The sequence below is a fragment of the Paenibacillus sp. W2I17 genome (assembly GCF_030815985.1).
GTDB lineage: Bacteria > Bacillota > Bacilli > Paenibacillales > Paenibacillaceae > Paenibacillus.
Genome location: NZ_JAUSXM010000001.1, coordinates 3,536,480 through 3,561,056, shown reverse-complemented (window position 1 = coordinate 3,561,056; position 24,577 = coordinate 3,536,480). Strand labels below are relative to the sequence as shown.

Below are 24,577 nucleotides of genomic sequence, written 5' to 3'. Positions count from 1 at the left end.
GCCCATAGAGAAACACCCCGGCAACCTTCTCGCTGAGATGGAAGGTTGCCGGGGTGTTTTGGTTTTTTCTTACCGATTAGCCACGGTCGAAGGACCGGGCCGGAAGGAGGGCTTTTTTTGCCAGAGATTAATGCGTCTCTTCATCCAGAAACGGTTTGTTCACCGCATAATACATGAAGCCCATCAGCAGCACACCACCCACCAGATTACCCAAGGTCACGGGAACCAGGTTGTGAAGCACACCTTCAAATGAGATCGTCCCCGGGTGATTCAGCACAAGTGCAATCGCGAACGTACACATATTGGCGATGCTGTGCTCATATCCCGAGATGAAGAAGCAGAACACAAAGAGCATCATGGCAAACATTTTGGCTCCATTCTCCTTCATGAACATCGGGACAAAAAACGCCATACATACAAGCCAGTTACACAGGATTCCCCGGAAAAAGAGCTGCATGGTTGGAACTTCCATTTTGTGTTCTACCACGCTTAACAGAAAACCGTTCACCTGGGACGAGTCGAACAATCCGGTCAGGTAGATTAACAGGGCAAACACAGCTGCGCCCATCAGGTTACCGCTATAACTCGCAATCCACAGCTTGATCACTTCGAACCAGCGCAGTTTCTTGCGCAGCGCCGCATACGTGTAATAAAACGTATTGCCCGTGAACAGGTCACCCCCGCCATAGGCGATCAGAATGATGGCCGCGCCAAACGTAATTGCCGCCATCGGATAGGTAAACGGGGACTGCTCCATATAAAAGAAGTTACCTGTCTTAAACGCCACGATGACGCCGAATCCGATAAACATACTGGCCAGCATGGAGCGTGCGAGGTACCTGATTAAACTTTGTTTGTAAATCTTGTGTTTCTTCAGAGCTAGTTGTTCCACGTTGCGTAAAGCTTCCGTTTCCATAATTCTCCTCCAATAACATGGTGTCTTGCTTACCATTATAACGAAATTATGGAAATTGGGGAGGGTAAACTTGGTTTATTGATTATTACTTCCTTGTTTCGAATGAAGCTCGCCATGCTTCGATACGGATGAGATCCTCTTCATGTGTATCCATGCCAATAGCGAGAACTTGCTGAGTAAGGTGATTATCGGTTAGTTCGATCAGATCACGAAGTGCCTGTAGTTTTTCTCCTCCGCTGATTCCGTTAAAATCAGGGTGTTCATTGTTGTTATTATGATTTAAATCAGACATGTCAGACATATCCTATCGTTCATCTCCTGAAGAATATTATGATTGGGGTGGAAGAATGATTGGACGGGCAGTCAAGGCTTCTTCCACAATCTGTTCAGGCGTCAGGTCTCGATCATCCCAGAAAATCAGATTACTGATCTCCGCATGTGGAACCTGCTGCTGTAGCTCCGTTAACATGTCATCCAACTCGGCTTCCGTCCCTTTAGATTCCATCAGTTTTCGAACCAATTCTACCAAATGTAATCGATTGTCCATATCGATACCTCCTGAATGATTCATAGCGTGAATTAACTAGTCTTTCATGGGCTGATTCAAAGGATCATACGTAATGAGCACCGGAAACAATTTGGGCTCAAGCATCAGACTAATGCGTTGTTCGTCTTGATCAGTATATGAAATGATATAGTTCCCGAAATGAGACTCGTAGTTGAAGTCTTGGAATTGAAAGGAATGTTCGGGATACTTTATCTCCACATATAACGTAGTAACTCCTCGGGCTAAGGTTTCTTTTATCATAGGAATTTGGGCCACAATGATAATAGCAACAAGAACAATTAGTATACGTTTAGCGAGACGGGTCAGATGAATTCACCCCATTATCGTAAATCAATTTTCAACAATTCATGAAGGCCCATCTCAAAATAGATGTCACTCCATAAGGATAGCCAGATTACCAAACTGCTCGCCGTTTTCCATGCGTTCGAATGCTTTTGCTACGTCTTGCAGTGGATATACGCCATCAATTACAGGATGTATATCATGTTGCTCCACCCATTGCAGCATCTGGATAAACTCCTCACGGCTGCCCATAGAGGTGCCGATCAGACTGATCTGCGGGAAGAAGATAGAGCGAATTGGTACGGTCAGATCATCCCCCGAACTTGCACCATACATCACGATACGTCCACCTGGTCTGATTATATCAAAATATTTTGGGAACATGGCTTGTCCGATGCTATCCAAGATGATGTCCACAGGTTCCATATCGTTCTGCATACACCAATCGGCATGACTATCCAGTGCATGGGTAGCACCCAAGCGCAGTGCCTCATTTCTTTTGGTTTCACTTCTGGAGGTGACGGTCACCTTTGCACCAGCCGCAACCGCCATGAGCAGAGCATAGGTCGCTACACCACCGCCAATGCCGGGAATAAGGACATGTTCACCTTGCTTCAATACGCCGCGAGTGAATAAGGCGCGATAGGCCGTCAGCGCTGAAAGGGGCAGCACTCCTGCTTCCTCCCAGGATAGGTGAGCTGGCTTAGGCAGGGCATTTGCAGCAGGCAACGTTATATATTGCGCGAGCGTTCCATCCGTAGGGCCACCAACAATATCGGGTACGGTCGGCACTTCAGATGCATGTTCCCAACCGAGCGTAGGATGGACAATGACTTCATCTCCTATCGCGAACCCTCTTACGCTTTCGCCAATCGCTACGATAATACCTGCTCCATCGGAAGCGGGAATGAGCGGGGTATCCTGGGTTCCGCGTCCTGCCATGATGAATAGATCCCGATGGTTGATTCCAGCGGATTTTAATTGAATCTGCACTTCCCCGGCTTCTGGTGCCCGAGAGATTGACTCTGTATATTGAAGACCTGCAAGGCCGCTCTGGGCCGAATGGACAATAGCTTTCATGTTCAATATTCCTCCTGTCTGTGTAGCCAGAATTCACTACTGAGCCTCATTGTACAGACGGAGCAGATTCACGTAAAATGAACAAAAATGATTGTCAGTATCAATGAAAATAATAGATAAGCACTTTGCATGAATCGGATGATGCAGAATGCCGATATAACGACGAGCAGGTGATCAGGGTATGGATGCAGGTGATTTGAAAATATTTCAGGCGGTTGCCCGCGAAGGTAGTATCAGTAAAGCTGCGCTCTCACTTAATTATGTGCAGTCCAATGTAACAACACGGATTAAACAGTTGGAGACTCAACTGCAAGTACCGCTATTTCATCGTTCCAATCGAGGGATGTCGCTTACACCAGCAGGAGAGAACCTGCTTGGGTATGCGGATAGAATATTGGAATTATTATATGAAGCAGAGCAGGCCACACAAGTGGGTAACCCACCAGCGGGCATGCTTCGTCTAGGTGCCATAGAGACAGCAGCTTCTACTTTTCTGACGCCGCTCTTGGCTGAATATACTTCATGCTACCCGGAGGTACAGCATTCGCTTGTCACGGGTGGGACCCATGAACTGAACCAGAAGGTCATTCAACATGAATTGCATGGAGCCTTAATATATGGCCCGATTGATCATCCTGAGCTGAACTATATGAAGATGTATGACGAAGAATTGGTGCTGATCGCTGAACCTGGAGTACATGAGATGTACACGTTATTGTCCAGGCCGATGTTGTTTTTTGAGATCGGATGCACTCATCGCGATCAGGCGGAATCCTTTTTGAAAGATCAGGGTATCCACACGCTTAACATCATGGAATATGGAACACTGGACACGATTCTGAATGGGGTATCTGCCGGGCTCGGTGTATCATTGCTGCCACGTTCTTCGGTTACCAAAGCAGAATTAAGAGGCGAGATCGCGGTGATGTCTTTGCCTGATCCCTATTGCCGGTTGGAAGTAGGATTTGTGTATTCCCGTGGTGAACATATATCTAGTGCGCTCAGCGCTTTGGTTGAGATTATTACAGAACCAGAACTGTAAGAGCTTGTTCAAAAGTCCGTTTATGAACATGCACTATAAAGGAGTGAGTGATCTTGAAAGAAACTGCATTAACGTTGGCTGATGCCTTTAATCAGGCAGACTTTATTGTAGGCGGTCATGGCAGTCGCCAAGTGAAGGTACTTCAGAACGTACTGGACCAGATCGATGGGGAGTTGTTCAGTGACCACTACGGGAACGGCCCACTCATTGAAGAATTTCAGGATCAGATGGCTGACGTTCTTGGCAAGGAATCGGCGGTGTTTTTCCCAAGTGGAACGATGGCGCAGCAGATTGCATTACGGATCTGGTGTGACCGCAAAGGTGTAAAACGAGTAGCTTACCACCCTCTGTGTCATCTTGAAATCCATGAGGAAGACGGATTGAAAGAGTTGCATCAGATTGAATCAATTTTACTTGCGGACAAGGATCGCTTGATTCGTTTGGAAGATGTACAAGCGCTTGATCAGGACATTGCCTGTCTGCTGTTGGAACTGCCGCAACGTGAGATTGGTGGGCAATTGCCGGCGTATGAAGAACTGGAAGCGATCTCGGCCTATTGCCGTGAACGCGGGATTAAGCTGCATCTGGACGGGGCACGCCTGTTTGAGATTACTCCCTATTATCAGAAAACACCTGCGGAGATTTGCAGTCTGTTTGATACGGTGTATGTTTCCTTTTACAAAGGGATTGGAGGTATTGCGGGGGCTATATTGGCGGGAGATCCCGATGTGATGCAGGAATCGAAAGTATGGAAACGTCGGCACGGGGGCGATCTGATCGGCCTGTATCCGTATATTCTGAGTTCTCAGTATTATTTCAATGAACGGATTGGGAAAATGGAGCTGTATTACGAGCAGGCTCAAGAACTCGCCTTCCTACTGAATGTGTGTCACGGGATACAAACGTTGCCCGAGGTACCTGTATCCAATATGTTCCATGTACACTTTGCGCTCGCTGCCGCCGAAGTTGAACCAATTCTTGTGCAAATGGCTCAGCAGTATGGCATAGGAATGACTTCATATCTGAACAAAACAAGTGGGAACAGCTGTGCCTTTGAATTGTCTACGGGTGATCGTTATGAGAAAGTTCCTCAGGACAAGCTGCGTGCAGCACTGGAATGGCTGGATCAAGAGTTGCGTAAATAGGTGAGATAAGAAGTTGATTTTAATGCTTGACTCTTGTTTGGGTAAGGTGTTGCGCTTCAAGGAGAACTATTGAATTCACAACGGCTGATCAGTGGAGAAAGGTACCTAAAAGGGGGAGTTCAAGTGACGTCAATAGAATTGGAACCGATTCGTGATCTTTTGGTGAAGGCCTACGATACAACAATGGGAGATGGATGTACTCCTGAGAAACAACAGAGCATTGAGGATTTTGAGCAAAAGCACAACGTGAGACTGCCCGCAGCGTATCGCGCACTTTTACTTGAGTTCGGTGCATGTAACTTCGGCGACCCTGCCTTGTATTCCGTGAAAGAACTGAGCTGGGCTTATCCCGATTTTTTGGAAGTATACCGTGAATATGAGAAAGAATACGAGCTGCCAGCTGACCTCCAGCCTTTCCCGATTGGTGGATTTGGTGAAGGAAGTACGGCTATACTGGATCAAAGTTCAGGCAAGGTGCTGATGTTGATCCACGATGCAGGGGAAACTCCTCTGCGGGAAATTGCTGTGGACTTTAATGAATTGATGACGATGCTGGCTGAGTCCGCAATCTGGGTTCAGGAACAGATGAATTAACAGGGTAGACGGAAGGAAGCGCAACAGACTTATGGATATTCGAAAGTTAAGATACTTTATCATCGTGGCAGAAGAACTTCATTTTCACCGTGCAGCGGAAAAATTAAATATGACGCAACCACCGCTGAGCCAGCAGATTCAGAATTTAGAGGAAGAGCTTGGCGTGAAGCTGTTGGAACGCACCAGAAAAATGGTTCGTCTCACCCCGGCAGGTGCGGTATTTCTGGAACAGGCAAGACTGATCATGGCCCAGCTCGAACGATCCATTCAGCTTACGCAAAAGGCAGATCAGGGCATCATCGGGCATATCACCATAGCCTTTGTGGATTCGGCTTCGGGGAGCATTATGGTGGATGTCCTTAGGAAATTTCGCGCTGCATATCCGCAAATTGAATTGACGTTGCGTGAGATGACTTCGTCGCAACAATTGCAGGCACTGGAAGACGGACAGATCCATATTGGATTTTTGAGATATCAGGAAGATACTCGTCATGTCTCGTTCCGCCCCTGCCAGATGGAAACGTTGATTGCCGTGTTGCCAGATCATCACCCGATGGCTTCTCAGACTCAAGTTTCAATTCGAGAACTGGCGGATGAAGATTTTATTTTATTCCCAAGGCATCTGGGTTCTCCGTTCCATCGTCTCGTTCTGGATTATTGCGGGGAGCATGGCGTAGACCCTCGAATTACACAGGAAGCGATCCAAATGTATACAATTGTGAATCTCGTTGCGGCGGGCATGGGCATTTCCATTGTTCCGTCATCGGTGGATGTGTTCCAGCGTAAGGGTGTAGTCTTTCTTCCATTAGAAGAAAATCCGCCCTCCGTACCGTTGTACACGGCATGGCGGACGGATATGAATCAGGAAGTGGTATCCCGTTTTATGAACTTTGTTGATAGGGAATATGAGTTGCGCTAAAGGTTATTTACACTTACACTGCGATGACAGAACAACCTTCCAATCGCTGTTATCCCCAGATTTCTTTCGATCCCTTTTCTCAAGGGGAAAATCTGGTGATAAAGGCGAACGCTCCGCTTTTTCAGGTTTTTTCTGTCCTCTCCGTTATCGTGTAAATGATTAGTACAACTTAGTATGTTGTGAGTAGTAAAAAAAGAAACTATCCCGTCTTGGCTGGATCACGCTCAATCCATGGATTCAATATTTCATCAATACGAGTCATGATCGCAGGGTCCAGTTTCACACCGGAGGCTTTTACATTTTCCAATACCTGCTCCGGCCGGGATGCACCGATAATCACGGAACTAACATACGAATGTTGTAGAACCCACGCAACAGCGAGTTGAGGAAGAGTTAGACCAATCTCTTTAGCGAGTGGAACAAGCTGTTGCACAGCGGTAAGAACATCTTCACGTAACCACTGTCCAGCCAGTTTATTGAAAAAGGGTGCTCCTGCCTCAGCAGCTGCGCGTGATCCGGTGGGCAATGCTGCGTTAGGCGCATATTTGCCCGATAGTATACCCTGAGCAAGAGGAGACCATGTGATCTGTCCAAGTCCTGCTTGGTCGCTTGCAGGTACGACTTCTTGCTCAATCACACGCCATAACATTGAATATTGGGGCTGACTTGCAATAAAGGGTACATGAAGTTCCCTCGCCAAAGCGGCTGCTCGTGCAATCTGATCCGCGTTCCATTCACTTACGCCAATGTAATGAACTTTGCCCTGACGCACCAGATCGGAGAATGCCAGAAACGTCTCTTCCAGCGGAGTATTATAGTCATAACGGTGAGCGTAATAGACATCAATATAATCCGTCTGTAACCGCCGTAATGAACCATTGCAGGCTTCCATGATGTGTTTACGTGAAAGTCCACGGTCATTATGACCTGTGCCGGTTGGGTGACAGACTTTGGTGCATAGCTCAATACTTTCTCTTCGTATATCCTTAAGAGCCTGTCCTAACACGGATTCTGCCTTGGTATTGGAGTACACGTCTGCGGTATCAAATGTGGTAATACCTGCATCCAATGCGGTTCGCACACAAGCTTCTGCTATTCCATCCTCGACTTGCGCTCCATGCGTAATCCAGTTGCCGAGTGAAATCTCACTGACGGTTAATCCACTGTTTCCTAATTTGCGATATTCCATTCATGTCGCCCCCCTAAGTCATCTGGACTCCATTGTAACAATGGCAGATTAATAGGTGAAATATCTTTTAACCTCATCTTTGATACGAAAAAAGTATCAGTGAATCTACATTTTCTCCTGGAGGTATTTGCGATAGAGAGCAGGCGTAATTTCCTCGAACTTTTTGAATATTTTGATAAAATATCCCGATTCATTAAACCCCAGCTCATCACTGATCTGTGAGACAGGCATGTCGGTGACCTCAAGCAATTGCTTGGCCCACTTAATCTTGAGTTTTGCCAGGTAGGTTGTGAAGTTCTCACCGGTTTCCTTGGCAAAAAGCCTGCTGAAATAACTCGGACTTAGGTGGCATAGATCGGCCATTTGTTTGAGCGAAACCTGCTCACTCTTGTGACTGTGAATGTATTCAAAAGCAGGCTGAAGTACCGGACTGGAGCTTTCCGTGTCACTTGGGCTGTTCTTCAGATAAGCATCCGCTATCGCATTGGTCATCTCTTTTTTGATCGACTCGATATTACGAATGGAGTAACCCGGCAGAATGGTGGAGAGGTTTAGAGTCTCCTGATTGCCTGAAGCTTTCTCGAACATTTCAACTAACAGATTTTTGTTGAGTGCTTCTTCCACAATGTAGTTGCAGAGCAGGGATAACATGTTGGAGATTTTCACAATCTCTTCATAGGTCATCACAGGTAGCTGGGCGTAATCATCCTTTAATTCCTCCAGCTTGGCTGCATGCATGGGTACGTTTTTGGACGTGACAATTTGCTCCAAGTCGCTACCCTTTTCCGGATCGGCGAGTTTCACTTGTCCTGCCATGACGGCGCCGATATATTTGCCATCAATCGTGATTGGAATCGCGATATCAATAATATTGAAATGGCATAAATACACATAAGGTTCATTCAACCGGACCGCTTCCAGACCACCGCGTGAATCACATTTTTGGCAGTAAGGGAGCAGCTCGGGGTCTTTACGGACATTCTGGCAGAAAGCCTGACAGCTGCTGTGACTGGTTACGGGAATGCCTTTATAATCAACGGTGAGGATCGCCAGTTTGGTTACTGTTGCGAGAGAATCTTGTAGACGCTTCCATTTATTAAGGTCGAGAATTTTATTGATATGCAGATATTCTTTGATCATTGGGGCAACCTCCATAGGCTAACCTGATTCATAATTTAGGCCGTTAAAAGTTAGCAAGTTGTACATATTAAGATGTATTGATGACGGGTAATGTTTAATGGGAGGTCAAAATTCAACCATCTCATGACAATAAGATACCATGATTGTGCCAAAAAGCAAAAAATTACGATTGTAAATTATAATAATTTGTTATCAAAGTCCACTGTAAACCTGCTGCTCATGCGTTATATTAAGGTCAATTGTAAGAAATTAAAATTTGATGTAATCACTACACTATTTCATATCCTTAGGAGGCATATAATATTATGAGAAAAGCATTTATCAGCCCAACCAAATATGTACAAGGCGAAGACGAGTTGTTGAACCTGGGGTACTTTGTTAAATCTTTTGGAGAATCTGCCTTGCTGATTGCACATCCGGATGATGTACAGCGTGTCAAAGCAAAGCTTGATGCAACAGCGGAGAAATTTAATATTACGTTTGTTGAAAGCGGTTTTAAAGGTGAATGTTCCCGTGAGGAAGTTGCTCGTCTGCAAGCGATCGCAAAGGAAAAAGGATGTGACTCTACCATCGGTCTTGGTGGCGGTAAAGCGATCGATGCTGCGAAATGTGTAGCTGAAGGCGAAGCACTGATTATCTGCCCTACGATTGCGGCAACAGACGCACCGACAAGTCACTCCGCTGTATTGTACACACCGGATGGTTCTTTTGATGACTATGCTTACTTCAAACAAAGCCCAAGTGTGGTTCTCGTTGATACAACAGTCATTGCCAATGCACCAACCCGTTTCCTCGTATCCGGTATGGGAGATGCGCTCTCTACATACTTCGAAGCAAGAGCAACAGCGAAATCCTATTCCCGTGTAAACGCAAGTCTGCCAATGGGTTCCCGCGAAGGATACACACCATCTGCAGTAGGTACCAATGCGGCACTTGCACTGGCAAAACTGTGTTATGAAATGCTGCTGACTGATGGTGCAAAAGCAAAAGTAGCAAGTGACAGTAACGTCGTGACACAAGCCCTGGAAAACATCGTTGAGACCAACATTCTGTTGTCAGGTCTTGGATTCGAAAGTGGCGGTCTGGCCGCAGCACATGCGATTCACAACGGTTTGACTGTTCTGGAAGGCACACATCATTTCTTCCACGGTGAAAAAGTATCATTCGGTACGATTGCACAACTTGTACTCGAAAATGCACCAACCGAAGAGCTGCATGAAGTCATGGACTTCTGTCTTGAAGTGGGACTGCCGATCAGCTTGGCGGATATCGGTGTAGACACGATTAGTCAGGAAGAGTTGTTGAAAGTGGCAGAGATCGCTTGTATTCCGGAAGAATCCATTCACGCTATGCCGTTCCCAATCACTGTTCCTGAAGTGGCTGCTGCCATTGCAGCGGCTGACCGTATGGGTCGTGAGTACAAAGCAGCTCGCCGGGAGGTAAAATAATGAAGAAAATTATTAACCAGGCCGAACATGTTGTTATGGAAATGTGCAACGGGATTGCGCTTGCACACCCGGAGCTTGAATTTCTGAAAAAATATAAAGTCATCAAACGCAGAGAGATTCAGGCCGATAAAGTCAGCCTAATCAGTGGTGGCGGCAGCGGACATGAACCGGCTCACGCTGGTTATGTGGGTAAAGGCATGCTGGATGCAGCGGTGTGTGGAGATGTATTCGCATCTCCTTCCCAAATCCAGGTGTATCAAGCGATCAAGGCAACAGCCAGCAACAAGGGTACACTCTTGATCATCAAGAACTACAGCGGCGACATGATGAATTTCAAGAATGCAGCGCATCTGGCTGAAGAAGATGGCATCGACGTACAGTATGTACGTGTTGAGGATGACATCGCTGTACAAGACAGCTTGTATACCGTTGGACGTCGCGGCGTTGCCGGAACTGTACTGGTTCACAAGATTGCCGGAGCAGCAGCAGAAGAAGGCCGCAGTCTGGCAGATGTGAAATCCGTTGCCGAGAAAGCAGCTCAGAACGTGCGCAGTATTGGTTTTGGATTCACATCCTGTACCGTACCCGCCAAAGGCACGCCTACATTCGAAATTGCTGAAGATGAGATGGAATTCGGTGTAGGGATTCATGGTGAGCCAGGGATTCGCCGGGAGAAAATCGTATCGGCTGATGAATTGGCAGGACGTATGGTCGAAGCATTGCTCGCAGACATGAAGTTGGATAAGGATACATCCGCTGAGATTGCGGTGCTCGTGAATGGTTTTGGTGCAACGCCACTGCAAGAACTGTACCTGCTCAACAATTCGGTTCAGCGTGAGCTGTCACAGCGTTCAGGCCTCAATGTAGCTACTACGTTTGTAGGCAACTACATGACAAGTATCGATATGGCGGGTGCATCGGTTACGATCCTGAGACTGGATGAGGAACTAAAAACGCTGTTGTTCAAGGAAAGTGATACACCTGCATTTAAAGTATCCGGCCCTCCAGCAGCACAAGTGGCGTATTCCGAAGCGCTGGAAGCTGTTGTGGGTGAAGATGCTCCCGTATCTTACGAAGTGGAGACGGATGCATCAGCTGCGGTCATCGAAGGCAATCAATTTTCACTGGACAATGTCGTCTATCTGATCGATAAAATGGGTGAGATCATCATCAAAAATGAAGTACCGTTCTGTGAACTGGATTCCCATGCCGGTGATGGCGATTTCGGTATGAGTGTGGCAAAAGGCTTCCGCCAGTTGAAACGCGAATGGAATCACATCATTAACGAAGATAAAAAAGACATCGGATCATTCCTTGATGCATGTTCCTTAGTCATCATGGAATATTGTGGCGGCGCATCCGGCCCGATCTGGGGTTCGGCATTCCGTGCGGCTGGCAAAGCAGTAGGGGATAAACAGCAATTAAACGTTGCTGAATTTGCTGAGATGATCCATGCAGCCGTGCAAGGGATTCAGTCCACAGGAGAACGTTCCTTCGGACGTGGCGCCGTGGTAGGCGACAAGACCTTGATTGATGCACTCGTGCCGTGTGCCGATTCCTGGACACAAAGCGCGAAGTCTGGCGATGACTTCAAAACAGCATTTGCCAAAGGTGCCGCAGCAGCCGTTGAAGGTGCGAAGAAAACCGAAGACATCGTGGCACGTATGGGACGTGCAGGCGCCGTCGGCGATCGTAGTCTGGGCTACCCGGATGCTGGCGCGTATGCGCTGGGTGTTATTTTCACAGAATTATCTGAGTCTATGAAATAAGAATGTTAGTGAAAAATTAGATCATTTCGATGAGAAATATAAATGTATAAAGTGTTCTTACCGCAAAAGAAGTATCACACAGTGATGCTTCTTTCTTGTATTGAAATGTCGATTTTTATGCATATAAATACATACAATGGAATATTTGTTTCATAATTTCGCTGAATTAAAACAACTAGGTTGTTGAAAATGCCTTCTAACTTGTTATAATATAATCTATTGATATTGATAATCACTATCATTTGTTATTTTGTTACTCAGCACTACAGTGAAAAGGGGTTAAGATTATTCTCTAAAATTTACGTCGGAGGAGGTATATGATACTGAGTTTATCCAACACAGTACGCTGCGTTGGAATCCAAATTTTCTAAATCTAGGGGGATATAAATTAAATGAGAAAGTCTATTTCTTCAAAATTAATGTTTATCATGGTTGCAGCTTTAACTTTAGTATTGGCAGCTTGTTCAAGTAATGAACCTGCTACGACGGATACTGCTAATACAGAGGCTAAAACTTCCGATGCTGCTACTACAGCTACAGCCACAACTGTTGAAATTACGGATGCTCATGGAACGGTAACTGTGCCTATAAATCCAACGAAGGTCGTTGCTCTGGATAACAGAACATTTGAGACTCTGTCCACTTGGGGCGTCAAATTAGCAGCAGCGCCGAAGGATGTAATGCCTGCGGATTCACCATATGTGGCGGATGAATCGGTACAAAATATTGGGAATCACCGCGAACCAAATCTTGAACTTTTGGCATCAATACAGCCTGACCTTGTCATTGTTGGTCAACGATTTGCTGGCTACTATGAAGACATCAAAAAATTAGTACCTAATGCAGCAGTGATCGACCTTAATATTGAGCTTGAAGAAACAGCATCACCTGGAGAAAACTTTGTTAATGGACTTAAAGATGCAACAACCAATTTGGGAAAAGTTTTCGAGAAGCAAGAAGAAGCTGCCCAACTGATTGCTGATTTTGATAAAGCTATTGAAGAAGCTAAGGCTGCTTATAATGGTGAAGATAAAATTATGAGTGTTGTCGTTTCTGGTGGAAACATCGGTTTCTCGGCTCCTCTTACTGGACGTGTGTGGGGACCGTTGTATGATATTTTCGGCTGGGTTCCGGCACTAGAAGTGGACAAATCTTCTTCTGATCATCAAGGGGATGATATTTCTGTTGAAGCGATCGCGCAAAGCAATCCTGATTGGATTTTCGTACTGGATCGGGATGCAGCTGTATCTGCTGAAGAAGGTGCCGTTCCGGCTCAGGACGTTATTGATAACTCACCTGCTCTGCAAAACACCACTGCTATTACTCAAAAACAAATCGTTTATGCTCCAAACGACACGTACACCAATGAATCTATCGAAACTTTCTTGGAGTTGATTAACAACCTTACGAAAGCATTAGCTAAACAGTAAAAAGGAGTATGCTGCAGTGCAGAAAAATTTAATACCAAAATTAGCTGGGGTTGAGAATTCTCAACCCCAGCGTCATAATCCCAAAAAGCTATGGACCATACCTTTTATCATTGCGATTATAGCCACTATTATTTTAGGCATTACATCACTGCTTATTGGAGTCTATGACATACGAGGACAAGCGGATGGAATGGAGATGTTCTTCATTACTCGTGTCCCAAGAACTGTTGCATTAATGCTTACCGGTGCCGCCATGGCAATGGCAGGACTGGTTATGCAGCTTATTACACAGAATCGCTTGGTGGAACCTACCACAACCGGAACAATGGAATGGTCAGGACTGGGGATCATGTTTATTTATCTGGTCTTTCCTGCCCCGAGTTTAACACTAAGAATGACCGGCGCAATCATTTTTTCTTTTATAGGAACGATGATTTTTTTTATGTTTCTAAAGAAAGTTAAACTCCGCTCGTCTTTAGTTGTCCCCATTATTGGGATGATGCTTGGAGCAGTCATTTCTGCATTTTCAACTTTCGTTGGGCTTGTATTCCAAATGACTCAAAATATCGAAAGCTGGTTTGCAGGCTCCTTTTCATCTGTGCAAATTGGCAGGTATGAATATCTATGGCTCATTGTATTGGTGACTATTCTTATATTTATTTTTGCTGATCGGTTGACTTTAGCCGGACTAGGGGAAGATGTGGCTACCAGTCTTGGCGTAAATTATGACAGGATCATTCTTTTGGGGACTGCGCTTATTTCACTAGCCGTTGGAATTGTTGCAGCTGTCATTGGGAACCTGCCTTTTCTTGGGTTAATTGTCCCCAATATCGTTTCCATGTTCAGAGGTGACGATCTCAGGAGCAATCTGCCATGGGTGTGCTTATTAGGGATGGGCAGCATCATTGTGTGTGATATCCTGTCTCGAGTCATTATCATGCCTTTTGAAATACCTGTCTCGATGATCCTTGGAACAGTGGGAGCCGTCGTATTCATTGTCATTTTGTTAAGACAAAGGCGGTCAACAAGGAGGGTAAGATGAGCGACTTAGCAAGTAGAAATCCACTGAATATCGAAATCGATTCTAGCCGTCGTCCTAAAAAAAGATCAGCTAGAGCCTTCCGTACCAAGAAAGAAGAAAAGCGTTATTGGATTTTGCTTATAACATTAATTGTTCTGGGCGTTTTTGCATCAGTTGGGCTACTGATTTATAACAATCCGGTTCCTGTGTCTTCGCCTTCTTTCATACCTGTTGTTACAAGAAGGGTAGTTGCTCTGGTTTCAATGCTGATCGCTGCAATTTGCCAAAGTTTATCCACGGTTGCTTTTCAATCGATTACGAATAACAGAATTATAACTCCGTCTCTTTTAGGTTTTGATGCTATTTATTCAACCATTCATACGAGTACTATATTTTTCCTTGGTGCTACGGTATTTGTGAATTTTAGCGGTGTTGATTCCTTCTTATATCAAGTTGCTGCAATGGTCATCATGTGTTTAATCCTTTATGGATGGCTGCTTTCCGGAAAATACGGTAATTTACAACTTCTGCTTCTGGTCGGTATTATCATTGGGACCGGGCTGAGGTCTGTATCCTCGTTTATGAGAAGACTTCTTGCACCGTCCGAGTTTGATATTTTGCAGGCAAGAATGTTTGCTTCCGTGAATAATGCGGATTCTGCCTATTTCCCGATTGCGATTCCTATCGTCATCATTGCAGCAATCCTGCTACTTGCTAATGCCAAGAGGTTAAATGTACTGTCGCTTGGTAAGGATGTCTCAACTTCCTTGGGAACTAAACATCAAAGTAGTGTGATTTATACGCTGGTCCTGGTTTCCATTTTGATGGCCATTTCGACGGCTTTGGTTGGACCCCTTACATTCTATGGATTTTTAGTTGCGATTTTGAGTTATCAGGCCGCGCAAACCTATGATCACAGATATGTTTTCCCAATGGCTCTTGCGATAGGGTTTGTGATCTTAACCGGTGCATACTTTGTTATGAATCATGTTTTCAATGCCCAAGGTGTTGTTTCCATCATTATAGAATTGGTTGGCGGACTAACATTTTTAATTGTGATTTTAAGGAAGGGTTCTTTATGATACAGATCAATAATGTCAAAAAAACCTATGCAGCCGAGGTAGAGATAGGCCCTTTGAATATTCATATACCCAAAGCCGGTCTTACTTCTTTAATTGGGCCCAATGGTGCGGGGAAGTCGACGACACTTCTGATGATCGGAAGACTTTTGGATTTGGACGAAGGTCAGATCAAGGTTGCCAATATGGATGTTTCTACAACCAAGTCAAAAGACTTGGCTAAAATTGTAACGGTTTTACGACAAGAAAATCATTTTGTCACAAGGCTTACCGTTAGGCAACTTGCTGGATTCGGACGGTTTCCTTATTCTAAGGGAAGATTAACGGATGAGGATGAAGCTATAATCTCTAAATATATTGATTTTCTAGACTTAACTGATCTGGAAAATAGATATCTAGATGAGCTTTCTGGTGGTCAGAGGCAAAGAGCTTATGTCGCCATGGTTTTGTGTCAGGAGACGGAATATGTACTTTTGGACGAGCCTCTGAACAATCTGGATGTTGCGCGTTCTGTTCGGATGATGGAGCATTTGAGATATGCTGCTAATGAATTCGGGAGAACCATTCTGACGGTTATGCATGATATCAATTTTGCTGCCAAATATTCGGATCGAATATGTGCGATGAAAGATGGACAAATTGCCGCTTTTGGAACCGTAGATGAAGTGATGGACCCCGAAATTCTAACAGATATTTTTGAAACGAAAATTGAAATTATCGATGGTCCGTATGGACCGATAGCGATCTATTAGCTATAAGGTTTAATGAAAAGTTGTTTGTTAAAATGGTTTTCAGAAAGTAGAGTGATTATTCACTCTGCTTTTTTTTATTCAATGCCGAGCATCCACCTGCAAAATTTTCTTTCTTGTTCAAAAGGTATTTTCGCTCACAGAGCGTTATTTTGGATATGGAAAGCGATTTTGTATGCCATAAATTGGCTTGAAGGTTCCAGATAGTGTAATCTGGAGATTATGAAAACCCATTTGAACGAGAAGGGATCGGGATGATTCAATGACGCAAAAAATCTATTATGACTCAGCTTATACAAGAGAGTGGCATACAACAATTACAGGCAAAGTGGATAAGGAAGATGGTGTATATGTCACGCTGGCGGAGACTGCTTTTTACCCGCATGGGGGTGGACAACCTTGTGATCTGGGACAAATTGGCGGCATCGCTGTTCTGGATGTGAACATCGAAGATGGCGAGGTGTGGCATAAGCTGGAACGCGCCCCTGAGCAGAACGAAGTACATTGTGAGCTGGATTGGGATCGAAGATTCGATCATATGCAGCAGCATACGGGACAGCATCTGTTATCGGCAATCACGCTGAAGATGACTGAAGCGATGACGCTCAGTTTCCATCTCGGTACGGAGTATGACACGATTGATGTGGCTGCGGCTGAACTGGGAGCGAGTCAATTGACCGCCATTGAACAAGAAGTGAATCGGCAGATCTATCGTAACGCTCGTATCAACACGTCCTGGGTTACAGCTGAAGAGGCTGCACAGTTACCACTGGTGAAGCAACCTACGGTAACGGAAGACATTCGCATCGTTGAGATCGAGGGTGTGGAGTATAACGCCTGCGGTGGAACTCATGTGTCCGCGACAGGTGAGATTGGGATCATCAAACTGTTGAAAACCGAAAAAGTGAAGGGCGGCACCCGCATTTATTTCAAATGTGGAACAAGAGCCCTGAATGAATTCACAGCTACACAAAACGTGCTCAACAGCATCATGGTTAAATTAAAGACCAGCAAGGACGAATTATTGGAGCGTATTGAGAAAATGGAACTGGAGCAAAAACAGCTGCAAACCGAGCTGAATGCAGTGAAAACAACCAATGATGCCTATTATGCGGAGGAACTTCTGGCCGCTCGGCAAGGGCTGGTGATTGCTCAGGTCTTTGAAGACAAATCGCTCAAGGATATGCAGAGCCTGGCTACCAAGCTGACGGCAGACCATGAGGGGCTTGTACTGTTCGCCAGTATCTCAGAGGCCAAAGTAGTTCTGGCACAGAACGGACAGCCGCCTGAATGGGCTTGTGGACCTTTCTTCAAAGGCAATCTTGGAGCCTACCAAGGCAAAGGTGGCGGCAGTGAAAAGATGGCTCAGGCAGGCTTTGCCAGCAGTGAAGATGCGCTTGCCTTTTATGAATTCACCAAGGAGCAGTTGGGACATCACTGATTCGCATTTTCCTTTATGAGACACGCAGGTATTGAAATATGAGTAAGGGACAAGCACGTCACATTGTGGCGTGTTTTCCATTGCCAATAGTTGAAGGAGGTTGAAATATGACAGAACGAATTCCGTGTATACGGGAGGGGTGTGCAAATACCATTTTGCCAGCAACGGCTGCGAAAACGGGTGGTTATTGCATGCCTTGCAAGCAGGAGATGGAACGCGAGGAGCGTCAGAGATACATTGAAGCGAATCGACGTGACGTGAACTTGTATGCAGGTATCACAGAGCCGGTCGAAATTTTGAAAATTATGCACAAACCTCAGGTTCGCGATCCACTAATTCGTTATACACCCTATGAACAATCCGAGGAACAGGTATATCTATCTTTGTCTGTAGAGCAACAAGATCAGATGAAGGATTACGCGATGCAACGGATTCGTACAGGTGATGAAGATACGGGTAAAGACATTCTGGTATATCTGGTCTGCTACCATGATATATCGTTGACTGCCGAAATTCCTGAGCTGCTGGAACAGGAGATCTATTATCCTGCCATTTTGTATAAAAGTGCCTCGGGTGAGGCGCGTGATCGGCTCTTGCAGCAGGTGAACACCGATGATGAGAAGCGGAACCATATTTTGCTCATGCTGGCCCATATCGGGGATGATGTTGTTGTGCAGCAGTTCCGGCAGTGGAGACAATCTCCGCCATCTTGGGCGAGCGAATTGTACGTGGCACCTGAGCATTACACCACTGAAGCTGGTTGGGAGCTTACAAAAGACGGGCAGCGCAGGGAATTATTCATCACCCCAAGTTATTCACTCTATAAAGTAAAAGAGAATGAAGGAGCTAACGTGGAGTTAACCGGAAATTCACTCTCGATGCTGAACCCTAGTAACAATTGCTGTCCATGGTGTGGCAATGCTTTAACCACCTTAATTAGTCTGGATGTTAAGCATCCAGCATTGAAGGACGTGTCTTGGTATGCCCAGCGACTTCAGATACAGACTTGCGCGATATGCAGCAGTTACGGTGTGGTTTACATGGAGATGGACGCGGCAGGGGAACCGTTATGGAGTTCACATAATGTCATGCCTGCGGGAATGGACGAGATTGACCCGGACGAATATGGTAAACTTGCACCGGATGTTGGCCAGCAGTTTCGGATTGCGAATGCATCGCGTCATGCATTCCATGCCAGTGAGTGGGCGATGGAGCCATCGCTATCTCAGGTCGGCGGCCATCCAGGATGGGTTCAGGATGCGGAGTACCCAACATGTCCACGCTGTTCCACGAGAATGAAGGCTGTCGCACAACTGGATTGGGGCGAGGTTCAGGAATATGGTGAGGGTATGTATTACATGTTCATATGTGAGCCGTGCCAGATGACTGCCGTATCGTACCAGCAATCTTGATGGTGGAAGTTAGTATAAGATATTATAAGCAAGTATAAGCAGTCATCTTATTATAAGATTACACCGCTGTTAAGGTTGGAATGACAGTAGTAGACGGACTATAACAAAGGGGCATCCCGTAAGTTCTTGAACTTACGGGACGCCCCTTTGCCCTGCGTTGGATGGATGGGGGCTTCTGTTAAAGTTAGCCGGTTATGTTATTTATTTAGCCACCAGAGTGCGAATGGGTTGTTTTTTCTACGTGCAGAGGCGGTGGCTTGTCGTACTCACACAGTCTAACGAACCTAGCGCATCTTATTGAGCGAATTTGCAGCAGTATAGAATTCTAACGAATCGTAGCCACGTTATTGCTTCTATTGGCAAGGTTTTTCGAAGAAAATCGGAGGTTAGGTCTGTAATAAGACTGCTGAAATTCGTGTTTAACTGCGACATAAGGTGTGTCCGATTCGTTAGCGCTTGGCCCACACCATACGTTCCGCACATTACCACCTAAGTTACTACTTCGGCGTATGTGCCTCTTCACTAGACCCGTCTACAATTCCGCAGATGCCTGCTTCAACAAACCAGCCAACCATTCATAGTCCGGCGTATCTTTTTCCTTGAGTTTGATCGTTTTGCGTTCTTCCGGGCCTTCAAATATCCCATCGGGGAGATCGAGTCCAGTTGCATTGAAGATGGTGAAAGACATGGCTTGTTTGGAAGGTGAAATGACCGCAGCATACTTTCCGTTTTTCAAAAAATGAGGTTTCTTGTATTGTACGCGTTCCTGCACGTCAGGGATGGTATCATGCACCAACTGGCGCAATTGTTCAGCGACTTGTACTTGCCAGGGGATCTGAATCTGTTCAATAAACTCGGTGACTTCTTCATTCTTGGTCATGCTTGTTCACCCTCCGTATGGATCTGATTGTGTGTTTCCCATTCTGGTCTTAGGATTCCCATCATCAAGCGGTCGTAACGCTTACCATCACGATATACAGCGGAGCGTGCCCGACCTTCCAACTGAAAACCAACCTTCTCATAGGAACGGATTGCTTTGGCATTGTAGGCGATGACATCGAGGCCAACCCGGTCCATATTCATCTCATGGAACGCATATCGTAAAATAAGATTCAACGCTTCCGTGCCATATCCCTTGTTGCGATGTTTGGCAAGTCCGATACCAATGGCAAGCTGTCCGCAGCGGTTATTCCATTCAATACTGTGAATGACGACAAAACCAATCAGCAGATCCTCTTCATGCGTGCGCAGTCTGAAGTACACTTCCTTGTTCTTCGTTTCGCCCTCATCTTCCAACTGTTTCTCTGAATAGGGAATGGCCAGATCAGTATCCACATTCCGAAGGTACTCCGGGTCTTCGTTCCATTGCAGCATGGTCTCCACGTCTTCAGCACGTGGGGGAGTCATTTTTAATCGTTTGCTATAAAACAGGTTGTCCGTAGTTAGTGTCATAGGGGTCTCCTTTAAAATAGGTTAAGATGGCTTCACCTTGGTTTCACATTTAACTCTATGTATATTTCGCAATAGACCTCGCCCCTTTGGATTCTGTTAGCCTCATCATACTGGAAATTACAGGTGAATCACAATAGCGTATTTCAGTGGATATAAGTAACCTCTTGTCATAAAACCTAACACGGTAGTAAGATGAAATGATTGATATACATTCAGTGATAAAACCAATAAAAATGTCGGCGGGAGTGGTACGTTATGGAGATCAAAGTGGATGATTTGAGTGGAGTCCAAGTTAAGGCTTTAATTGCGGAGCACTTGCAAGGGATGGCAGCAGATTCGCCTCCAGAAAGTATTCATGCGTTGAATCTGGACGGACTCAAGGAGCCCGAAATTACTTTCTGGTGTGCTTGGGAAGGGGACGACTTGCTCGGCTGCGGGGCTATCAAAGAACTTGATCCAGAGCATGCAGAGTTGAAGTCGATGCGTACCGCTTCGGCTCATCTGAGAAAAGGCGTAGCGAGAAAAATTTTGGCTCATATTATGGAGGTTGCCACAGACCGTGGTTATAAGCGAATCAGTCTGGAGACGGGTTCAATGGATTCATTTATCCCGGCACGGAAGTTGTATGAAGATTTCGGATTTGAATATTGCGAACCATTCGCGGATTATGTATTGGACCCGAACAGCACGTTTATGACAAAGACAATCTAAATGGATTCGCATGAGAAACCAGATTTCTGTTTTTTTACAGGATGCTGGTTTTTTTATTTTGCAACATATCTTACATTTTAAAAGTTGGAAAAAGAGTAGAATAAACTCAATAATACAGCAATAATGCAACGTGGCCTTGTGACGAAGAATGTGGAGGGAGTCGTGCATGATATATTGGTGGTTCGATCATATGAATCCGCTGTTTGCAGTCTTGGTGTTATGTCCCATCATTGCTGCGGTGCTTGGAATATGCAGTTATTTTGCCAAAGGGTTTAGACTTTGGGGAGCGCTGATTATATCTTTTATGCTGCCTTTGTTGTATATCGTGAGTGATCTTTTAACATTGGGGAGTAACATAGGCCCTTGGTTCTTCTATGGGGCTGGCTACAGTGTGCTCACCTGGATTGTGCACAGATTGCTTCGTGCCATTGTGGGGTATAAAACATAGGTTATGTCCATATATGTTTGGGATGAATTGGCCATAAGGAACTTCTGGGCTGATTGATGGACAATAGGGTATACTGGACATTATGTTTATGAGGTTGTTCAAAATTATAAAACAAGACATTACAGACGTTTTTTACATCAGGAGGACTTGAATTGGCTCAGACAGAAGGAACACTACAGAAGAAGCTTAAACCAAGACACATCAGTTTTATGGCTATGGGTGGTGTCATTGGAACAGGAATTTTCAAAGGCAGTGCAGAGACGATTGGACTCGCAGGTCCGGGCGTTATTGTCACGTACATTTTTGCCGGATTATTGCTGCTGGTTGTTATGGCCGCGATGGCGGAGATGGCTACGGTGTACAAGAACAAAAATATGAAAGACTTCGTGCAGGAGGCATTTGGTAGCCGAGTCTCCTTTGTTATGGGATGGATGTATTGCTTTCTGTGGTTATCGGTGTGTGTCATTGAGGTGATTGCCGCCGGGAGTTTTTTGCAGTATTGGTTCAGTGAAGTACCGCTGTGGATGCTGAGTCTGGCTTGTGCGGCGTTCATTATACTCGTTAATCTGTTAAGTGTAGGTGTGTTCGGGGAATTTGAGTTTTGGCTGGCCGGGATCAAAATTGCCATGATCATTATTTTTATCTTCTTGGGTGCAGGGTTGATCTTTGGCATTATCCCAAGTGATAACACCCCTTATCTGCAAAATTATACGCAAGCAGGCGGGTTCTTCCCGAACGGATGGTCATCGATCTTCTCGGCACTGCTTGTGGTCATGTTCTCTTATGGGGGATCGGAGCTGATTGGTCTGACCCTGACCGAGACGGAAAATGCAGAAAAAGTTATGCCCAAAATCGTGGGCAATTTCATGCTCAGAATTATTCTGTTCTTCACCTTGCCGATTCTCATCATCTGTGGTCTTATCCCATGGAATGAGATCGGGCCGGAGAGCAGTCCATTTGTACAGGTGCTTGCATCCACGGGACTGCCGGGAGCAGCACACATAATGAACTTTATTTTGGTGACGGCAGTTCTATCTGCTGCGAATTCAGGGATCTATGGTGCATCCCGGATGATGCACTCCATGGCAGTGGGCGGGGAAGCTCCGAAGGCATTGTCAAAGACAAATCGCAGCGGTAGCCCTGTTAACACACTTCTGGTGTGCTCAGTAGTTTTGCTCGGAGGTTCCTTGCTTGGCCTATTCGCGCAGGATCAACTGTTCCGTGTATTGCTCGCAGTTCCGGGGTTTGTGGTAATCCTTGTGTGGATCTGTATTGCCTCATCACAGTTGAAACTGCGGAAGAAATATCCAGTTCAACCGACCTTCAAAGTTTGGGGATTCCCTTATATAACCGGAGTTGTCGTGTTGTGTCTCAGTGTCATAGCGGTCATGTTTGTATTCGATGAAGGTAATCGGTTCAGCATTAGCATCTGTATTGCCGTGCTCGCGTTGCTGATTATCTGGTCCCTGATTCGATTCAGAAGGACGAATGGACGAACAGTTTAGTATGGTGTGCGTTGCCGTAATTAGTGAGAAAACTTTATAAGTAAAATAGGGACTGCTTTTAGCAGTCCCTATTTTATACCCTTCTATGCCATTTAACAGTAAACTGAAACAACTAGGCTTGCTAGGAAGTCACTCCAGGTGTGGGAATTGCCTGGACAATGCCTACACCGAATGCTGGAATGGACATTAACTTGTTTCTATTTCCGATTAGACATACATCTAATCTCTTGGTAGTTTTTCCAAAGGATCGGGGTACTTTGCGGCCATTAACTGGTGATCACCCGGATGAATGACGCTCCTTGCAAATAGCCTGAATTTTTTTAGAGTTAGGTAAATAACGTGTCAGCTTTCAATCTACAACTTTAGAAAACTGAGATTTGATTTTAAAGAATTCCTTATATGTCATTGGTTTTCGGCCAATCAAACGTTCAAGATCCCCAGACGTCTCCGAGAATTCTCCAGTGTTGATTCCTCGCACCCAACCTAATAAGAAATCAGTCATAACAACAGGTAAGCCATTCGCTACCATAGTGTCTAGATATTCTTTTTCGCTAATTGCCTCATAAGGGATATTAATCCCATTAATCTCCGATAGGGCTTCAGCGATGTCTGCAAAAGAGCTTCCCTCACTGCCACTTAGAGTATATGACTTATTTTCATGTCCGTTTTGGGTGAGAACGGCTACGTTGGCTGCCGCCAAATCATCCAGAGATGCAGCGGCTACTTTACCGGAACCCTCTGGTACTCGCACGCCAACTTTAAGCGCATCTCCGAAATAGGAATGCATGACTTCAAGATACGGTGGATTCCGTAGAATGGTATAGGCTAATCCGGATGCTTTAAGTGTTTGTTCAGCAAATAAGTCGGATGTTGATACTTCGGGCACAACAAGATTAGAATTTTCTCTTCGTATGATCGACGTGAAGATCACTTGTTTAACACCAGCCTGCTTTGCAGCTGCGATCACATTGAAATGTTGCGTATTGCGGTCGGTAAATGCTTGTGCGGAAATAAGCATAACTTTTTCAACACCGCTAAAAGCTCGCAGAAGGGAGTTATAATCAAAATAGTCGCCCTGATGAGCTTCGACACCTTCTTTAACAAACCTTTCCACTTTATCAGATTCCGGATCACGGACCAATATAGCGACCTGATTTGACGGAACTTTTCTAAGAAGAAGCTCTAGTGTTCTGCTGCCGAGATTACCTGTTGCTCCAGTAATAAGTATTTTGCCCAT

24 protein-coding genes are annotated in these 24,577 nt (G+C 45.3%); 15 read left to right on the top strand and 9 right to left on the bottom strand.

Annotated features, from left to right (window positions below; genetic code table 11):
- Window positions 1–127: 127 nt before the first annotated feature.
- From QF041_RS15825 to QF041_RS15810, 4 genes are all read right to left on the bottom strand, one after another.
- Entirely contained in the window at window positions 128–916 is a 789-nt protein-coding gene (locus QF041_RS15825; protein ID WP_017690511.1) for a formate/nitrite transporter family protein, read from the bottom strand.
- Between the two features lie 85 nt (window positions 917–1,001).
- Entirely contained in the window at window positions 1,002–1,208 is a 207-nt protein-coding gene (locus QF041_RS15820; RefSeq protein WP_307414874.1) for a hypothetical protein, read from the bottom strand.
- 36 nt (window positions 1,209–1,244) lie between these two features.
- Window positions 1,245–1,463: a hypothetical protein gene (locus QF041_RS15815; protein WP_307414873.1), complete on the bottom strand. Its 219-nt coding sequence runs from the start codon at window positions 1,461–1,463 to the stop codon at window positions 1,245–1,247.
- Window positions 1,464–1,856: 393 nt separating this feature from the next.
- Window positions 1,857–2,846 (bottom strand): quinone oxidoreductase family protein, encoded by a 990-nt coding sequence (locus QF041_RS15810; RefSeq protein ID WP_307414872.1) that lies wholly within the window; start codon window positions 2,844–2,846, stop codon window positions 1,857–1,859.
- Between the two features lie 181 nt (window positions 2,847–3,027).
- On the opposite strand from QF041_RS15810, the gene QF041_RS15805 reads away from it, so the two are divergent.
- From QF041_RS15805 to QF041_RS15790, 4 genes are all read left to right on the top strand, one after another.
- Window positions 3,028–3,888, top strand: a complete 861-nt coding sequence (locus QF041_RS15805) for a LysR family transcriptional regulator (RefSeq protein ID WP_307414871.1) — start codon at window positions 3,028–3,030, stop codon at window positions 3,886–3,888.
- Between the two features lie 53 nt (window positions 3,889–3,941).
- Window positions 3,942–5,033, top strand: a complete 1,092-nt coding sequence (locus QF041_RS15800) for a threonine aldolase family protein (protein ID WP_307414870.1) — start codon at window positions 3,942–3,944, stop codon at window positions 5,031–5,033.
- A gap of 123 nt (window positions 5,034–5,156) precedes the next feature.
- Window positions 5,157–5,627 (top strand): SMI1/KNR4 family protein, encoded by a 471-nt coding sequence (locus QF041_RS15795; protein ID WP_307414869.1) that lies wholly within the window; start codon window positions 5,157–5,159, stop codon window positions 5,625–5,627.
- Window positions 5,628–5,658: 31 nt separating this feature from the next.
- A complete protein-coding gene (locus tag QF041_RS15790) occupies window positions 5,659–6,546 on the top strand; it encodes a LysR family transcriptional regulator (RefSeq protein WP_307414868.1) in 888 nt (295 codons plus the stop codon).
- Between the two features lie 199 nt (window positions 6,547–6,745).
- Here QF041_RS15790 and QF041_RS15785 read toward each other — a convergent pair whose 3' ends face one another.
- Together QF041_RS15785 and QF041_RS15780 are read right to left on the bottom strand one after the other, a co-directional pair.
- Window positions 6,746–7,735, bottom strand: coding sequence for an aldo/keto reductase family protein (locus QF041_RS15785; protein WP_101314615.1), 990 nt, complete (start codon window positions 7,733–7,735; stop codon window positions 6,746–6,748).
- A 105-nt stretch (window positions 7,736–7,840) separates the two neighbouring features.
- Window positions 7,841–8,875 carry a PocR ligand-binding domain-containing protein gene (locus tag QF041_RS15780; RefSeq protein WP_036606178.1) on the bottom strand — a complete coding sequence of 345 codons (1,035 nt, stop codon included), beginning with the start codon at window positions 8,873–8,875 and terminating at the stop codon, window positions 7,841–7,843.
- A gap of 305 nt (window positions 8,876–9,180) precedes the next feature.
- Between QF041_RS15780 and QF041_RS15775 the strand changes: the two genes are divergently transcribed.
- From QF041_RS15775 to QF041_RS15740, 8 genes are all read left to right on the top strand, one after another.
- Entirely contained in the window at window positions 9,181–10,323 is a 1,143-nt protein-coding gene (locus QF041_RS15775; RefSeq protein WP_017690500.1) for a glycerol dehydrogenase, read from the top strand.
- Entirely contained in the window at window positions 10,323–12,092 is a 1,770-nt protein-coding gene (dhaK, locus tag QF041_RS15770) for a dihydroxyacetone kinase subunit DhaK (RefSeq protein WP_307414867.1), read from the top strand. The genes QF041_RS15775 and dhaK overlap by 1 nt, the downstream gene beginning before the upstream one ends.
- Before the next feature lie 392 nt (window positions 12,093–12,484).
- Window positions 12,485–13,522, top strand: coding sequence for a siderophore ABC transporter substrate-binding protein (locus tag QF041_RS15765; RefSeq protein WP_307414866.1), 1,038 nt, complete (start codon window positions 12,485–12,487; stop codon window positions 13,520–13,522).
- A gap of 31 nt (window positions 13,523–13,553) precedes the next feature.
- Entirely contained in the window at window positions 13,554–14,564 is a 1,011-nt protein-coding gene (locus tag QF041_RS15760; RefSeq protein ID WP_373461395.1) for an ABC transporter permease, read from the top strand.
- Window positions 14,561–15,625, top strand: coding sequence for an iron chelate uptake ABC transporter family permease subunit (locus QF041_RS15755; protein ID WP_307414864.1), 1,065 nt, complete (start codon window positions 14,561–14,563; stop codon window positions 15,623–15,625). Before QF041_RS15760 ends, QF041_RS15755 begins: the two co-directional genes overlap by 4 nt.
- On the top strand, window positions 15,622–16,374 hold the full coding sequence (locus QF041_RS15750) for an iron ABC transporter ATP-binding protein (protein ID WP_307414863.1): 753 nt from the start codon (window positions 15,622–15,624) through the stop codon (window positions 16,372–16,374). Before QF041_RS15755 ends, QF041_RS15750 begins: the two co-directional genes overlap by 4 nt.
- Window positions 16,375–16,633: 259 nt before the next feature.
- Window positions 16,634–17,812, top strand: a complete 1,179-nt coding sequence (locus tag QF041_RS15745) for an alanyl-tRNA editing protein (RefSeq protein ID WP_307414862.1) — start codon at window positions 16,634–16,636, stop codon at window positions 17,810–17,812.
- Between the two features lie 107 nt (window positions 17,813–17,919).
- Window positions 17,920–19,224, top strand: coding sequence for a DUF1963 domain-containing protein (locus QF041_RS15740; RefSeq protein WP_307414861.1), 1,305 nt, complete (start codon window positions 17,920–17,922; stop codon window positions 19,222–19,224).
- A 532-nt stretch (window positions 19,225–19,756) separates the two neighbouring features.
- Here QF041_RS15740 and QF041_RS15735 read toward each other — a convergent pair.
- Together QF041_RS15735 and QF041_RS15730 are read right to left on the bottom strand one after the other, a co-directional pair.
- Entirely contained in the window at window positions 19,757–20,104 is a 348-nt protein-coding gene (locus tag QF041_RS15735; RefSeq protein WP_036606185.1) for a DUF1801 domain-containing protein, read from the bottom strand.
- The gene (locus tag QF041_RS15730) at window positions 20,101–20,676 is read right to left on the bottom strand and encodes a GNAT family N-acetyltransferase (RefSeq protein WP_307414860.1); all 576 of its coding nucleotides are present in this window, start codon (window positions 20,674–20,676) and stop codon (window positions 20,101–20,103) included. Before QF041_RS15730 ends, QF041_RS15735 begins: the two co-directional genes overlap by 4 nt.
- A gap of 255 nt (window positions 20,677–20,931) precedes the next feature.
- Here QF041_RS15730 and QF041_RS15725 point away from each other — a divergent pair, with 255 nt between their 5' ends.
- The 3 genes from QF041_RS15725 (at window position 20,932) to QF041_RS15715 (ending at window position 23,340) form a co-directional block, all read left to right on the top strand.
- Window positions 20,932–21,387: a GNAT family N-acetyltransferase gene (locus QF041_RS15725; RefSeq protein ID WP_307414859.1), complete on the top strand. Its 456-nt coding sequence runs from the start codon at window positions 20,932–20,934 to the stop codon at window positions 21,385–21,387.
- 166 nt (window positions 21,388–21,553) lie between these two features.
- Complete coding sequence (locus QF041_RS15720) at window positions 21,554–21,835, top strand: hypothetical protein (protein ID WP_307414858.1); 282 nt, start codon at window positions 21,554–21,556, stop codon at window positions 21,833–21,835.
- Between the two features lie 152 nt (window positions 21,836–21,987).
- The gene (locus QF041_RS15715) at window positions 21,988–23,340 is read left to right on the top strand and encodes an amino acid permease (RefSeq protein ID WP_307414857.1); all 1,353 of its coding nucleotides are present in this window, start codon (window positions 21,988–21,990) and stop codon (window positions 23,338–23,340) included.
- Window positions 23,341–23,689: 349 nt separating this feature from the next.
- Here QF041_RS15715 and QF041_RS15710 read toward each other — a convergent pair whose 3' ends face one another.
- Window positions 23,690–24,577 (bottom strand): SDR family oxidoreductase, encoded by an 888-nt coding sequence (locus tag QF041_RS15710; RefSeq protein ID WP_307414856.1) that lies wholly within the window; start codon window positions 24,575–24,577, stop codon window positions 23,690–23,692.

Coding starts and splice junctions, on each gene's coding strand:
- QF041_RS15745 (WP_307414862.1), top strand. CDS start 16,634: ATGACGCAAAAAATCTATTATGACTCAGCTTATACAAGAGAGTGGCAT.
- QF041_RS15790 (WP_307414868.1), top strand. CDS start 5,659: ATGGATATTCGAAAGTTAAGATACTTTATCATCGTGGCAGAAGAACTT.
- QF041_RS15725 (WP_307414859.1), top strand. CDS start 20,932: ATGGAGATCAAAGTGGATGATTTGAGTGGAGTCCAAGTTAAGGCTTTA.
- QF041_RS15720 (WP_307414858.1), top strand. CDS start 21,554: ATGATATATTGGTGGTTCGATCATATGAATCCGCTGTTTGCAGTCTTG.
- QF041_RS15710 (WP_307414856.1), bottom strand. CDS start 24,577: ATGGGCAAAATACTTATTACTGGAGCAACAGGTAATCTCGGCAGCAGA.
- QF041_RS15765 (WP_307414866.1), top strand. CDS start 12,485: ATGAGAAAGTCTATTTCTTCAAAATTAATGTTTATCATGGTTGCAGCT.
- QF041_RS15820 (WP_307414874.1), bottom strand. CDS start 1,208: ATGTCTGATTTAAATCATAATAACAACAATGAACACCCTGATTTTAAC.
- QF041_RS15735 (WP_036606185.1), bottom strand. CDS start 20,104: ATGACCAAGAATGAAGAAGTCACCGAGTTTATTGAACAGATTCAGATC.
- QF041_RS15755 (WP_307414864.1), top strand. CDS start 14,561: ATGAGCGACTTAGCAAGTAGAAATCCACTGAATATCGAAATCGATTCT.
- QF041_RS15825 (WP_017690511.1), bottom strand. CDS start 916: ATGGAAACGGAAGCTTTACGCAACGTGGAACAACTAGCTCTGAAGAAA.
- QF041_RS15810 (WP_307414872.1), bottom strand. CDS start 2,846: ATGAAAGCTATTGTCCATTCGGCCCAGAGCGGCCTTGCAGGTCTTCAA.
- QF041_RS15750 (WP_307414863.1), top strand. CDS start 15,622: ATGATACAGATCAATAATGTCAAAAAAACCTATGCAGCCGAGGTAGAG.
- QF041_RS15730 (WP_307414860.1), bottom strand. CDS start 20,676: ATGACACTAACTACGGACAACCTGTTTTATAGCAAACGATTAAAAATG.
- dhaK (WP_307414867.1), top strand. CDS start 10,323: ATGAAGAAAATTATTAACCAGGCCGAACATGTTGTTATGGAAATGTGC.
- QF041_RS15740 (WP_307414861.1), top strand. CDS start 17,920: ATGACAGAACGAATTCCGTGTATACGGGAGGGGTGTGCAAATACCATT.
- QF041_RS15780 (WP_036606178.1), bottom strand. CDS start 8,875: ATGATCAAAGAATATCTGCATATCAATAAAATTCTCGACCTTAATAAA.
- QF041_RS15815 (WP_307414873.1), bottom strand. CDS start 1,463: ATGGACAATCGATTACATTTGGTAGAATTGGTTCGAAAACTGATGGAA.
- QF041_RS15785 (WP_101314615.1), bottom strand. CDS start 7,735: ATGGAATATCGCAAATTAGGAAACAGTGGATTAACCGTCAGTGAGATT.
- QF041_RS15775 (WP_017690500.1), top strand. CDS start 9,181: ATGAGAAAAGCATTTATCAGCCCAACCAAATATGTACAAGGCGAAGAC.
- QF041_RS15805 (WP_307414871.1), top strand. CDS start 3,028: ATGGATGCAGGTGATTTGAAAATATTTCAGGCGGTTGCCCGCGAAGGT.